At 68.0% G+C, this 13,045-nt stretch carries 12 protein-coding genes; 7 read left to right on the top strand and 5 right to left on the bottom strand.

Features of this window, described 5'->3' with window-relative positions; genetic code table 11:
* The first annotated feature begins 98 nt into the window (after positions 1–98).
* From ABD116_RS32820 to ABD116_RS32795, 6 genes are all read left to right on the top strand, one after another.
* Positions 99–989 (top strand): LysR family transcriptional regulator, encoded by an 891-nt coding sequence (locus tag ABD116_RS32820; protein ID WP_343979333.1) that lies wholly within the window; start codon positions 99–101, stop codon positions 987–989.
* A 47-nt stretch (positions 990–1,036) separates the two neighbouring features.
* Entirely contained in the window at positions 1,037–1,993 is a 957-nt protein-coding gene (locus tag ABD116_RS32815; protein ID WP_343979330.1) for an SDR family NAD(P)-dependent oxidoreductase, read from the top strand.
* A gap of 9 nt (positions 1,994–2,002) precedes the next feature.
* Positions 2,003–2,770, top strand: coding sequence for a putative protein N(5)-glutamine methyltransferase (locus tag ABD116_RS32810; protein ID WP_343979504.1), 768 nt, complete (start codon positions 2,003–2,005; stop codon positions 2,768–2,770).
* A 78-nt stretch (positions 2,771–2,848) separates the two neighbouring features.
* Complete coding sequence (locus ABD116_RS32805) at positions 2,849–3,115, top strand: GNAT family N-acetyltransferase (protein ID WP_343979501.1); 267 nt, start codon at positions 2,849–2,851, stop codon at positions 3,113–3,115.
* A gap of 62 nt (positions 3,116–3,177) precedes the next feature.
* A complete protein-coding gene (locus tag ABD116_RS32800) occupies positions 3,178–4,362 on the top strand; it encodes a macrolide family glycosyltransferase (RefSeq protein WP_343979326.1) in 1,185 nt (394 codons plus the stop codon).
* Between the two features lie 111 nt (positions 4,363–4,473).
* Positions 4,474–5,445 (top strand): NAD(P)-dependent oxidoreductase, encoded by a 972-nt coding sequence (locus ABD116_RS32795; protein ID WP_343979322.1) that lies wholly within the window; start codon positions 4,474–4,476, stop codon positions 5,443–5,445.
* Here the strand turns inward: ABD116_RS32795 and ABD116_RS32790 are convergent.
* Positions 5,402–7,387 (bottom strand): GTP-binding protein, encoded by a 1,986-nt coding sequence (locus ABD116_RS32790; RefSeq protein ID WP_343979319.1) that lies wholly within the window; start codon positions 7,385–7,387, stop codon positions 5,402–5,404. The genes ABD116_RS32795 and ABD116_RS32790 overlap by 44 nt on opposite strands.
* 168 nt (positions 7,388–7,555) lie before the next feature.
* Complete coding sequence (locus tag ABD116_RS32785) at positions 7,556–8,137, bottom strand: TetR/AcrR family transcriptional regulator (protein WP_343979315.1); 582 nt, start codon at positions 8,135–8,137, stop codon at positions 7,556–7,558.
* 47 nt (positions 8,138–8,184) lie between these two features.
* Between ABD116_RS32785 and ABD116_RS32780 the strand changes: the two genes are divergently transcribed.
* The gene (locus ABD116_RS32780; RefSeq protein WP_343979312.1) at positions 8,185–10,608 is read left to right on the top strand and encodes a glycoside hydrolase family 3 protein; all 2,424 of its coding nucleotides are present in this window, start codon (positions 8,185–8,187) and stop codon (positions 10,606–10,608) included.
* 2 nt (positions 10,609–10,610) lie between these two features.
* On the opposite strand, the gene pyrH is transcribed toward ABD116_RS32780, so the two are convergent.
* Genes pyrH through ABD116_RS32765 form a run of 3 tightly spaced genes read right to left on the bottom strand, consistent with a single transcriptional unit; the run spans position 10,611 to position 12,959 of the window.
* Positions 10,611–11,318, bottom strand: coding sequence for a UMP kinase (pyrH, locus tag ABD116_RS32775; RefSeq protein ID WP_343979309.1), 708 nt, complete (start codon positions 11,316–11,318; stop codon positions 10,611–10,613).
* A gap of 34 nt (positions 11,319–11,352) precedes the next feature.
* Positions 11,353–11,985, bottom strand: a complete 633-nt coding sequence (locus ABD116_RS32770) for a maleylpyruvate isomerase N-terminal domain-containing protein (RefSeq protein ID WP_343979306.1) — start codon at positions 11,983–11,985, stop codon at positions 11,353–11,355.
* Complete coding sequence (locus ABD116_RS32765) at positions 11,982–12,959, bottom strand: tyrosine-type recombinase/integrase (RefSeq protein WP_343979303.1); 978 nt, start codon at positions 12,957–12,959, stop codon at positions 11,982–11,984. Before ABD116_RS32765 ends, ABD116_RS32770 begins: the two co-directional genes overlap by 4 nt.
* Positions 12,960–13,045 lie beyond the last annotated feature (86 nt).

Here is a 13,045-nt window from a genome sequence, read left to right as displayed (position 1 = left end):
CTCCTCAGGTCGGGATCTCGTTGACCCGAAGGTAAGGGCTTTCCGTTATGCTCGTCCAAACCCATTTCCGCATCGACCGATACCGTGAGGGCATCGCCATGGATCTGTCCCTGCAGCAGTTGCGTGGATTCGTCGCGGTCGCCGAGGAACAGCATTTCGGTCGCGCCGCCCAGCGGCTCAACCTGACCCAGCCACCGCTGACCCGGCAGATCCAGGGGCTGGAGCGCTCTTTGGGCGTCAGCCTGTTCGACCGGACCGGCAGGGGAGTGCGGCTCACGGCGGCCGGCCAGGTCTTCCTCGAGCACTCTCGGCGGGTGCTCGCGTTGCTCGAGGTCGCGCCCGATGCGGCTCGGCGCGCGGCCGACGGGCAGACCGGGACGCTGCGGGTCGCGTTCACGGCGATCGGGGCGTACGCCGTACTGGCCGACTTCCTGACGATGGTGAGCAAGCGGACCCCGGCGGTGACGGCGGAGCTGACCGAGCTGGTGAGTCCGGATCAGTTCGAGGCGCTGGCGAATCTGGAGATCGATCTGGGCATCGTCCGGCCGCCGATTCCGGCGCAGTTCGACTCGGTGCTGGTGCATTCGGAGGATCTCGTGCTCGCCGTACCGGCCGATCACAAGCTGGCCGACGGACGGAGCGCTGTCTCGCTGGCCGACGTGACGGACGACTACATCGGCTACAGCCCCGAAGGGTCGCAGTACCTGCACGACATCTGCGCCGCGATGATCGGGATGAACCGGTACGCCGTCAGCCAGCTCGCGTCGCAGGTACCGACGATGCTCGCGCTGGTGCGGGCCGGGCTGGGGTGCGCGCTGATCCCGCGGTCGATCATGGCGATGGGCGTGCAGGGGGTGCGGTACCGCGAGCTGGACGCGGCGGACGCGCACTCGGTGACGCTGCATGCGGCGTGGAGTCCGGACAGCCCGAATCCAGCTCTCCAGCGCCTCGCCGAGGCACTGAAGGCAGATCCACATCTGGATGCCTGACAGTCGAGCTTGACCTAGAGTCGGCTCTAGTTCGTACTGTCGGTTCCATGAGCACCCCACAGCACAAGATCGGCTCGGGCTTCGGGCACGGCACCAAGGCGGACGAGGTCCTCGCAGGCATCGACCTCAGCGGCAAACTCGCGCTCGTCACCGGCGGCTACTCCGGCATCGGGATCGAGACGACCCGCGCGCTGGCGAAGGCGGGCGCCCAGGTCGTCGTACCGGCTCGGCGGCCGGACGCGGCTCGCGAAGCGCTCGCTGAGATCTCCGGTGTCGAGGTCGGTGAGCTGGATCTGGCCGACCTGGCCAGTGTGCAGGCCTTCGCCGCGGGCTTTCTCGACTCCGGCCGGTCGATCGACATCCAGATCAACAACGCGGCCGTGATGGCCAACCCGGAGACGCGGGTCGGGCCGGGCTGGGAATCGCAGTTCGCCACCAACCACCTCGGGCACTACGCGCTGACCAACCAGCTGTGGCCGGCACTCGCCGCTGACGGTGGTGCGCGGGTGGTGTCGTTGTCGTCGTCGGGTCATCGGCGGTCGGACATCCGGTGGGACGACCCGCAGTTCACCCAGGGGTACGAGAAGTGGGCGGCGTACGGGCAGGCCAAGACGGCCAACTCGCTCTTCGCGGTGCAGCTCGATGCCTTGGGCAAGGATTCCGGCGTACGGGCCTTCGCGGTGCACCCGGGTGGGATCCTGACGCCGTTGCAGCGGCACCTGCAGCGGGAGGAGATGGTCGGGTTCGGGTGGATCGACGAAGAGGGCAACCTGGCGCGGCCGGATCTGTTCAAGACGCCCGAAGGCGGCGCGTCCACCTCGGTGTGGGCGGCCACTTCGCCGCAGCTCGACGGCCAGGGCGGTGTCTTCTGCGAGGACTGCGAGATCGCCGAGTTGTCGACGGACGACGCGCCCGGCGTCCGGCCTTATGCCGTCGATCCGGCGTCGGCCGCGCGGCTGTGGACGCTGTCCGCCGAGCTCACCGGGGTCAACGCGTTCAAGTAATCTGACCGCATCACTACTTCAACGATCGTCAGCGCCCTCCGCGCCGCCGGCTGCGTCTTCGCCGAGGACGAGGCGGACCTGCTGATCGCGGCAGCCCGCGACGACGCCGAGCTCGCCCACATGGTCGAGCAACGCGTCGCCGGGCTGCCCATCGAACACATCGTCGGCTACGCGGACTTCTGCGGCCTGCGCATCCTGCTCGACCCCGGCGTCTTCGTCCCACGCCGCCGCACCGAACACCTGGTCGCCGAAGCCCTCCAGCTCACCCACCCAGGATCGCTCGTCGTAGACCTCTGCTGCGGCTCGGGCGCCCTCGGCGTCGCCGTCCACGCAGGCCAACCCGACATCGCCCTGTACGCCGCCGACCTGGACCCGGTGGCAGTCGCCTGCGCCCGCCGCAACGTCGAACCCCTCGGCGGCCACGTCACCCAAGGCAACCTGTACGCCGCCCTGCCACCCGCGTTGCGCGGCCGCATCAACGTCCTGCTCTCCAACGTTCCCTACGTCCCCACCAACGAAATCCCCTTCCTTCCCGCCGAAGCCCGCCTCCACGAACCCCGCACCACCCTCGACGGCGGCACCGACGGCCTGGAAATCGTCCGCCAGGTAGCCGCCGGAGCCTTCACCTGGCTGGCCCCCGGAGGCACCATGCTGACTGAAACAACCGAAGCCCAAGCCCCCATCGCAGCCGCCCTCCTCACCGAGTCCGGCCTCACCCCCCGCATCACCACCTCCGAAGAGCTCTACGCCACCGCGGTCATCGGCACCAAGCAGTAGCCCGATGCCACTGGAGTCAACCTCACCGAGAAGTAGCCCGACGCAACCAAGCCAGCCGGCGATGCAGTCGTCGGGCATCTGGTCGGGATGTTCGCCGAGGCGTCGGATATGTGGGTCGGGAGCAAGGCTGAGCTGGTGAGCATGTACGTACGCAGCGACCAACGAGGGCAAGGGGTTGGCGGGCGATTGGTGGATGCGTTTGTCGAGTGGGCCAAGGGGCGTGGAGCCGCGCGGATGCACGTCACGGCGTACTCGGAGAATGCTGCGGCGCTGCGGCTGTACGAGAGCCGGGGGTTCGCGCCGAAGTCGGTGACGCTGGCCGTCGACCTTGATCCGGGTACGTAGTACTGCCTGATCGGGTAAAAGGGTTGGAGGTCGGGGCGTGCGGTGGAGACGATGTGGGTCTAATGGCTAAGCACATCGCGTTCCTGACCATCCCGGCCGCGGGGCACATCAACCCGACTCTTCCCTTGGTCGCCGAGCTTGTCCGGCGCGGGCATCGAGTGACTTATGCGACCGGACCAGCGTTCGGCGACGCGGTCAGAGCGGCCGGGGCCGAGTTGGTGGAGCTGGATTGGGAGCCGAAGGCGATCAAGGTCGCCCGGACCGGGCAGACGACCGAGGACCTCGCCAGGATGCTGTCCAGCTTCGTGAACAGCGCGCGACGAGTGACGCCGGCGGTTGAGAAGTGGCTGGTCGACGATCGGCCGGATCTGTTCGTGTACGACATGATGACGTTCATCGGCCCAGCCCTCGCCGCCAAGCTCGGGCTGCTGGAAGCGTCCACGGTCGCGAACTTCGCCGGGAACGAGCACTTCAACCTCACGCAGGCGCTGGTGCCGGCCGACTTCGACCCGACGCATCCGAAGTTCCAGGAGTTCCTGGCCGCACGAGCGCAGTACGCGAAGGACTTCGACGTACCACTCGAGACGGTCGCCACCGCGGGTGCGATCGCGCCGATGAACCTGGTCTTCATCCCACGCGAGTTCCAGCTGTCGGGGGAGACCTTCGACGGCCGCTTCCACTTCGCCGGACCCGCGATCGGCGCCCGTACCGCCGTCTCCGACTGGACTTCACCCGGCTCACCGCTGCTCTTCATCTCACTCGGTACCGCCGTCAACGACCGCCCCGACTTCTTCACCACCTGCGCCAAAGCCTTCGGCAACACCAACTGGAACGTAGCAATGGCAATCGGCAACGAGGTCAACCTGGCTGACCTGGGCGAGATCCCAGCCAACTTCGACATCCGCCCGTACTTCCCCCAGCCGCTCGTCCTGCAACACGCGGACGTCTTCCTCTCCCACGCCGGAATGAACTCCGTCATGGAGTCCCTCCTCAACCAGGTGCCCTTGGCAACCTACCCCCAGACCGCCGAACAATCCGCCAACGCCAACCGAGTCACCGAGCTAGCCCTAGGCCACCGCCTCCCCAACGACGTCACCCCCGACCTCCTCCGAGCCACCGTCGACAAGATCACCACCGACGAGACCATCCGCAAGAACCTCGCCGAAATGGCCGCCCACATCCACACCGCAGGCGGCGCACCCGGCGCCGCAGACGCCCTTGAGTCCTATCTCGCCAGGAACCGCTGAGCCAACTCCGCCACCAGCAACTCCAGGGCGGCCCGCTGACCTGACTCCACCGCCGGGAGCGGCTGCTGCCTACTACCGACCCCGGAGGGGTGGGGTTGGTAGTTTGCGCCGGTGACCGACTTCTGGGTGCATGGGGTGAACGCACTGGATGACGATGCTGCTGCTCGTCTGGCGGCGGTGCATCCGGAGTGGTGGTTCAGCGATGGCGACGTGCCGCCGGAGGGGGCGGCGTACGACGTGCTGGTGGCGGGGCGGCCCAGTCTTCAGTTGCTGACGGCATCGAAGCGGTTGCGTACGTTGGTGATTCCGTTCGCGGGAGTGCCTGCGACCACCTCCGAGCTGCTGCGTGCTCACCCGGAGATCGCGGTGCGGACTGTTCACCACATGGCCGGGCCGACGGCTGAGCTCGCGCTTGGGTTGGTGCTGGCCGCCGCCCGTGCTCTGGTCCCGGCGGATCAGGCGATGCGTGTCGGTGACTGGACGCCCCGGTTCGTACCTCCGACGCCGACGATGATTCTGGCCGAGCATCCGGCGGTGGTCGTCGGGTACGGCGAGGTCGGCCGGCGGGTGGCGCGGTCGCTGGTTGCGCTCGACATGGAGGTGCATGCGATCCGGGGGAGTACCAGTTCGCCGTACGCCGATGGCGACGTGCTCGTGCACCCGACGGACGAGTTCGCCACTCTCGCCAGCCGCGCGCGGGTCGTCGTACTGGCTGCACCCGCGACACCAAGGACAGCCGGGCTGCTCAGTGCCGAGGTGATCGACGGGTTGCCAACGCCAAGTGTGGTGGTGAACGTCGCACGCGCCACCCTGGTCGATGAGAAAGCGCTCTACAACCGCCTGCTGACCGGCGAGATCGCCGCCGGCCTCGACGTCTGGTGGACCGAGGCGTCCTCGGCCGACGCCGCCACCGGAGTAGCAGCATCGGCCGAGCCTTTCCACGAACTCCCGAACGTCGTCCTCAGCCCCCACCGCGGCGGCGCCTTCAACCTCCGCGAGGTACGAGACCTCCGCCTCGCCGAGGTCGAGAAGGCCTTGGTCACACTCGCCGGAGGACGTGCAGCAGGTAGTCGCGACGGTTGAGCGGATCGTTGTCGGTGCGTGGACGGTTGGGAATCGGACCCGTGACCGGCTGATACCGCTCGAACGACGACTCCAGCACACCCTCGCCACGGGACAGCCCAGGCAACTGCTGCTCCAGCTGATAGACAGCAGCCGCCGGGATCTCCCCTTCCAGCACAGAGGTCTCAGCACCCAGCGCCGGTACCTGCGGAATCGCCCGGAGCCGAGCCAGCGCTGCCAGTACGCCGCGAGCCGTGTCCGTCGGGATCTCCAACCGGAAGTGATGCATCGGCTCGTACACCGTCGTACCGGCCTCCCGCAGCGCCGTCATCAAGACCAGCGGCGTGAGATTGCGGAAGTCGCCGGCCGTGCTCGACATGCTCTTGTCGAAGACCGCATGCGCGTGACTCTGCCGCGCCGAGTAGCCCGAGTGGGTCATCACCACCTGCACGTCCGGGATCTGCCAGCCGTGGATGCCCTGCCGCAGCGTGTCGTGAACGGTCTCCGCGACCGCCTTGATGAACGCGTACGGCATCGAGCCCAACTCGACCTCGAGCCGGAAGCTGACCCCTTCGTTGACCGGCGCCGGCTCGACCCGCAGCCCGACCGTCGCGAGGAACGGGTTCGGATCCTGCTTGTTGAACTCGACCGCGGTCCCGATCCCGTCCAGCCGCTCGATGCAGATCGTCGTCGTCTCCCGGAACGTGACGTCGATCCCGAACTCGCCGGCCAGCGTCGCCTGGATGACCTCCTTCTGTACCTCGCCGTACAGGGACACGAAGGTCTCCTGGCGGATGTCGTCCTGCCGCAGGTTGATCAACGGATCCTGCTCAGCGAGCTGAGACAGCGCCACCTGCAGGTTGCCCTTGTCCGACGGCCGCACCGGCGCGATCACCGTCTCCAGCGTCGGGGGAGCGAAGTAGCCGCTCTCGGCGCTGCTGCCCTCGACCCCGATCACATCACCGATCTGGATCTCGCCGAGTCCCCACAGCTTGCCGATCTGCCCAGCGGTGACCTCCGGCCGGGTCAGCACGGAACCACCGTCGAACACGCTGATCGACGTCACCTTCGACTCCCGGTCGCCGTGGAACCGCAGGCGATCCCGGGTCCGGATCGCACCGGAGAACATCCGCACGAACGCGATCTTCTCCCCGGCCCGTCCACGCTCGACCTTGAACACCGACCCCGACACAGGTCCGTCGACGTCACCCTCGGCCGCGGGCAGCAGTTCGCGGATCGCCGCGAGCAGTTCGTCGATCCCGGCGCCGGTGATCGCCGATCCGAAGTACACCGGATGCACGCGCGCCTGCCGCGTCTGCTCGACCAGCTTGCCGCGCAGGACGTCGTACGACAGCGCATGCTCGTTCTCGACGAAGGTCGTCAACAGTTGATCGTCATTGACGGCAAGTACCTCGATCAACATCTGCAAGAAGTCGGGATCGTCCTGTCCGTACTGCGTGAAGCCGGCGCCCGGGCTGCCCAGACCGGTCGCCGCTCCCATCGCGATGACGCCGGCCGACAACCGTTCCCCGATGCTCTTCAGCAACTCGGGCGCCTGGGCGCCGCGGCGGTCGAGCTTGTTGACGAAGATCAGGGTCGGGATCCGGAGCCGTTGCAGGGTCCGCATCAGGACGCGCGTCTGCGCCTGGACGCCCTCGACCGCCGAGATGACCAGCACCGCGCCGTCCAGCACGCTGAGCGCCCGTTCCACCTCGGCGATGAAATCCGGGTGGCCGGGAGTGTCGATCAGGTTGACCGTGACGTCGTCGATCGCGAACGACACGACCGCGGACTTGATCGTGATCCCGCGCCGGCGTTCCAGCGCGAGCGAGTCGGTCTGGGTGCTGCCGTCGTCGACGCTGCCGACCTCGTCGATGACCCCGGCGGCGTAGAGGAGCCGCTCGGTCAGGCTGGTCTTACCGGCGTCGACATGCGCCAGGATTCCCAAGTTCAGTGTTCGCACGCAGCTTCATGTCCCTTGAAGAGGAGGTATGGCCTTCCTGGGTGAACATGAAGTGAGGTCGCATTCCGTGCGCTCCTTGGTGAGAACTACTTGGCTGAGGTGCCGCAACCCGGAGTACAGCAGAGACCGCTCCGGTGCAGCAATCGGTTTTCCGCGTGCAGGCGGCTGTCAGCTGCGTGGCGTGGGGTGCAACAGCTCGATCAGATGGTCCAACAGGTCTGCCGGCTCGTCCGGCAGCCGGAACTGGGACTGGATCTGCAGGCCGTCGGACAAGGCGATCAGGACGGTGGCGATCTTCTCCGGATCTGCTGCCGTGTTGATCGTTCCGCGCGCCTGCCGGTCCCGAATGCCTTCGGCCAGCGCCTCGCGCAGCCGTTGATAACGCTCCACGAAGTACTCGTGCGCGCCATGCTGCCGATCGCCGGCCTCCGCCGAGAACGTCGAGTACAACTGGACGAGACCCGGAACGTCTGCGTTGTGCCGCACGATGGCGCCGAGTTTGCCGACCGCGTCGGAGTCGTCGCCCAGGCGCGTCGTGTCCGCTTCGTCCCGCGCCCGCAGGACCTCCTCGAAGAGCTTCTCCTTCGACCCGAAGTAGTGCAGCAGGCCCGCCTCGCTCAGCCCGACGGCACCGGCCAGCTCGCGCGTCGACGTCTTGCGATAGCCCTGCCGGGCGATCACCTCGAGCGCCACGGTCAGGATCTCCTCGCGCTTGGCGACACCCTTCGCGTACGGCCCTCTTTGTGCCATGTCCCAAAACCTAGCATCACTCGGTTTTCACGCCTACAGTGACACCCATGAGCCCGACTCCCGCTGACTTCACCGATCTCCTCGGTCGCCTCACACTCGAGCAGAAGGTCCTGCTCCTCACCGGCCAGGACTTCTGGTCGACCCACCCGCTGTCCGGCATCGGGCTGCGGTCGATGGTTCTGTCCGACGGTCCCAGCGGTGTCCGCGGCCCGGTCTGGGACGAGCGCGACCCATCGCTCAACCTCCCGTCCGCGACCGCGCTCTCGTCGTCCTGGGACCTTGCCGTCGCCCACCGGTACGGCGTGGTGTCCGCACTCGAAGCCCGCCGCAAAGGGGTGGACGTCGTCCTCGGTCCGACGATCAACCTGCACCGATCGCCCCTCGGCGGGCGTCACTTCGAGGCGTTCAGCGAGGACCCTGTACTGACCGCCGGCCTGGCCGCGGCCTACGTGGCCGGCGTGCAGGAGCTCGGCGTCGGTGCCACCCCGAAGCACTACGTCGCGAACGACTTCGAGACCGACCGCTTCACCGCGGACGTCGTGGTCAGCCAGCGCGCACTGCACGAGGTGTACCTGCTCGCCTTCGAGCAGGCGGTCACCGAGGCCGAGGCGTGGCTGGTGATGAGCGCCTACAACTCGATCAACGGCGTGACCGCGTCGGAGAACGAACTGCTCGAGACTCCGCTGAACAGCGAGTGGGGCTTCGACGGCGTCGTCGTCAGCGACTGGACCGCCGTACGCAGCGTGGAAAGCGCGAAACACTCGCAGGACCTGGCGATGCCGGGCCCGATCGGGGCCTGGGGGGATGCCTTGGTCGAGGCCGTGCGGTCGGGCGAAGTCGAGGAGAAGGCGATCGACCGGAAGGTGCTGCGGCTGCTCGCGCTGGCGGCCCGGGTCGGCGCCCTCGAAGGGTTCGAGAAGCCGGCTGCGGTTCCGGAGGTCGACACCGTCGCCTTCGCGCGCTCGGCGGCGGCCGAAGGATCGGTTCTGCTGCACAACGCCGGCGAGCTGCCCTGGAACGCGAGCACACTCCAGCGGATCGCGGTCATCGGGCACAACGCGCGGGACGCGCGGACCCAGGGCGGCGGCAGCGCGACCGTCATCCCGGCGTCAGTGGTCTCGCCACTCGACGGACTCCGTGCGGCCCTGCCGGATACCGAGGTGACGTACTCGATCGGCGCAGTGGTCCAAGAAGGTGTCGCGGAGCTGCCGTTGTCGACGATGACCAACCCGGAGACCGGCCGGCCCGGCGCCCGGACCCGCTTCCTGGCCGAGGACGGCTCCGAGCTGTTCGCCGAGGATCGTTTCTCCAGCGCGCTCGTCTATCTCGGCGGGAACGCGCCGGTCGGCGACACGTCGGTCTTCGAGTTCCGTACGACGTACACGCCGGGGGAGTCCGGGGCGGTGCTGCTCGGGTTCGCCTCGGTCGGCCGCGGCCGCATCTATGCCGACGGCAAGCTTCTCCGCGAGGACACCGCCGTACCGGTCGGGGCGGACCTCGGCGCCGCCCTGCTGTCACCGCCATCCATCTCCACCCCGCTCGACGTGATCGCCGGCCGTCCGGTCGACGTCCGCGTGGAACTGGAGTTGCAGCGCTCGGAAGGGGATCTCGGCAACGCCCTGAGCATCACCGTCGGCGTCGAGCCGGACCGCTCGGACCCGCAGGCGCTGATCAACGAGGCCGTCGCGGCCGCCCGGGCCGCGGACGTAGCGGTCGTGGTGGTCGGCACCAACTCCAAGGTCGAGTCCGAAGGCCACGACCGGACCACCCTCGCGCTCCCCGGCCATCAGGACGAGCTGGTACGAGCCGTAGCCGCAGCGAACCCGCGGACTGTCGTGGTCGTCAACGCAGGCTCGCCTGTCCTGATGCCCTGGCGTGACGAAGTCGCCGCACTCCTGGTCACCTACTTCGGCGGCCAGGAGTACGGCAACGCACTGGCCGACGTCCTGCTGGGCGTCGTCGAGCCCGGTGGCAGGCTCCCGACGACATGGCCGCGCGAGGAGGCCGACGTACCGGTCATCGCTGTCACTCCGCGGGACGGCACGGTCAGGTACGACGAAGGCGTCCACATCGGGTACCGCGCCTGGCTCCGCGCCGGGACCGAACCGGCCTTCGCCTTCGGGCACGGCCTCGGCTACACCACCTGGTCGCTGTCCAACCTCCGCGCCTCCGCGACCTCTGTCACCGTGACCGTCCACAACACCGGCCGGCGATCCGGCAAACATGTGATCCAGGTGTACGCCGAACGCCCCGGAAGCACGGTGGATCGGCCGATCCGCTGGCTGGCCGGCTTCGCCGTCGTCCGCCTGGAGGCAGGCGAAACCAGCGAGCTCACCGTCCCCCTGCACGCCCATACCTTCGAGTACTGGGACAACACCTGGACCACCGAGCCCGGCACCTTCACGCTCCGCGTCGGCTCGTCGGTATCGGACCTACCGCTGTCGACGGAGCTCCAGGTCCGTGCTCTTTGAGGTCAATCGATGAGAGTGCCGATGTGGGCGCCGGAGCTGATCGCCGCGGCGGCGCCGTCGTGGTCGATGTCGAAGACGTGCAGGGGGAGTGCGTGGTCGCGGGCGAGGATGAACGCGCTCTGGTCCATCACGCCCAGGCCCTTGTCGATGACCTCTTGGTAGCTGAGGCGGTCGAAACGGCGGGCGGTGGCGACCTGGTTCGGATCGGCGTCGTACACGCCGTCGGTGCCGTTCTTCGCCACCAGCAGCGCGTCCGCGCTCAGCTCGATCGCGCGCTGGACCGACGGATAGTCGGTGGTGTGGAACGGCTGGCCGTTTCCGCAGGCCAGCAAGACGATGCCGCCCTTCTCCAGATGGCGCAGCGCGCGCAGCCGGATGTACGGCTCGGCCAGGTTGTTGATCGGGATCGCGGTCATCAGCCGGACGTTCTTCGCACCGAGCGCCGAGAGCCGGCCGCGCAGCAACACCGCGTTGATGACGGTGCCGAGCATGCCGATGTTGTCGGCCTCGACCCGGTCGATACCCCAGTCCTCGGCCCGGTTGCCGCGGAACACGTTCCCGCCGCCGACGACCACCGCCACCTGGACGCCGGTCTCGTGCACGGCGATCACCTCACGCGCCAGATGCGTCAGGCTGTCGCTGTTGAAGCCGAACTCGGCCGATCCCGCGATCGCCTGGCCGGACAACTTGATGACAAGCCTTCGGTACATCGGAGCTCCTCACAGCACAGATGGACGGCGCGGGTCAGAAGGCGGTGATCGTCCGCGGTGCCCGCTCCGCCCGGGACAGCGTACGCAGTACTGCGCTCGCACCGTGGCGCCGGACGGAGAGTCGCGTCAGCAGACCCACCACCGTCTCCACCGCCCTCGGCGGCAGCTCCGGCGTCGGCAGCCCCACACTGACGGCCAGATCGTCGGAGTGCACGGCCAGCTCCATCAGCCTGGTCAGCAACATGTCGTCGAGCATCAGCGACCACGGCCCCCACAACGAGATCCGGACCGGACGGTCGGCGATCTGCGGCAACTCGGCGGTGAGCTGGTCGAGCGCCGCGTCCAGCCGATCCGCCAGTACTACGGGACCGTCCGCCGCGACGAGATCGCCACCGGACCTGATCCGCAGACTGATCTCGTCGTCCAGGCCGGCGTCGATCCACTCGACCCTGGCGTAGTGGTCGAGCACCGAGATCGTCGGCTCGGTCGGGATCGGTGACGCGACGATCTCCGGGATCGCGAGAACCTGGAAGGCCAGGTGACCCGCCAGACCGCTCACACTGAACTCCTCCAGCGCGCTCGGCTTCGACCATGCCTCGATGACCGCCGGCTCGCGCAGCAGCTGCGCCGCGGACCTACCGACGGCGAGGAAGTCTTGTCTGATCACGCTTCATTCTCACCGATTGCTTGGTCGAGCGAGCGGTAGGTGCGGTTGCTTGCGGCCGCAGCACGTTGCTCTCGGCCGGTGGCTTCGATGTAGTTCTGGCTGGTGGCGAGGCTGGCGTGGCCGAGCAGCCGCATGATCTCGGAGGCGGTCGCGCCGTCCTCGGCGAGCCTGGTGGCGAACGTGTGGCGCAGAGCGTGGAGATTCGCGCCGGCGGGGACCCGATCGTGCAGACCGGCCCAGCGGTAGCAGGACTTCACGAGATACTCGAGGCCGCCACGACCGATCGGCTCGCCGGTACGGTCCAGCAGGAGCTTGGTGGAGCGGCCGAATCGCTTGCGTGGAAAGCGTTGTACGCACGAATCGACGTACGTCTCGATGATCTTGGCCATGATCGGCTCGACCGGGATCGAGCGGTCGCGACTGCCTTTGCCGTGGACGTGCAGGCGCATCTCGCCGGCGCGGCCGGCCAGCGAATCCGCTGTCAGGGTGCGCATCTCGCCGGATCTCAGCCCGGCGACGAGACCGAGCGCGATGACGAGGACGTCACGCTCCGGCCAGGGGTCACGCGATTGTCGGGCACCGTCGGCGACCGAGCGGAGTAGGACTTCCGGGGTGTCCTCGCCGCGGAGAGGCTTGGGGGAGAGGGGAGGGGTTTTGGGTCTGGCCACTGCCCCCATCGGGTTGCCGGCCAGGAGGCTGTCGGACACGCAGAAGGTGAGGAACTGGTTCCAGGTGGACCAGGCGCGGAGCACGGAACTCTTGGCGTGGCTGTCGGCGAACGCACCGAACGCGGCCCGTAGAGCATGGGCGGTGAGGTCGTCGACCTCGAGGTGCTCGGCCTCGACGTCGAGGTGGGTGCAGAGCAGCGTGGTGATGCCGGCCAGGTCGCGGCGGTAGGCGTCGGTGGTGTGGGGGGAGTCCTTGCGAGGACGCCGGGCAGCGAAGAACGCCGACTGAGCTGCGAGAACCTTCATGGGGGAGTTGTACCGGCCGCCACCGACAGTTTGCGATCGATGCCCGACTCCCCTGGTCGTCTTCCTTGCGTCAGGCAACAATCTCG

This window comes from Kribbella koreensis (assembly GCF_039525325.1).
Taxonomy (GTDB): Bacteria; Actinomycetota; Actinomycetes; order Propionibacteriales; family Kribbellaceae; genus Kribbella; species Kribbella koreensis.
Note: the sequence above shows the minus strand (reverse complement) of the source record. Positions and strands in the feature narration are given on the sequence as shown.

Bases quoted from the DNA above. Each gene is read 5' to 3' on its own strand.
- ABD116_RS32780 (WP_343979312.1), top strand. From the start codon at position 8,185: ATGAGCCCGACTCCCGCTGACTTCACCGATCTCCTCGGTCGCCTCACA.
- ABD116_RS32815 (WP_343979330.1), top strand. From the start codon at position 1,037: ATGAGCACCCCACAGCACAAGATCGGCTCGGGCTTCGGGCACGGCACC.
- ABD116_RS32820 (WP_343979333.1), top strand. From the start codon at position 99: ATGGATCTGTCCCTGCAGCAGTTGCGTGGATTCGTCGCGGTCGCCGAG.
- ABD116_RS32800 (WP_343979326.1), top strand. From the start codon at position 3,178: ATGGCTAAGCACATCGCGTTCCTGACCATCCCGGCCGCGGGGCACATC.
- ABD116_RS32785 (WP_343979315.1), bottom strand. From the start codon at position 8,137: ATGGCACAAAGAGGGCCGTACGCGAAGGGTGTCGCCAAGCGCGAGGAG.
- pyrH (WP_343979309.1), bottom strand. From the start codon at position 11,318: ATGTACCGAAGGCTTGTCATCAAGTTGTCCGGCCAGGCGATCGCGGGA.
- ABD116_RS32765 (WP_343979303.1), bottom strand. From the start codon at position 12,959: ATGAAGGTTCTCGCAGCTCAGTCGGCGTTCTTCGCTGCCCGGCGTCCT.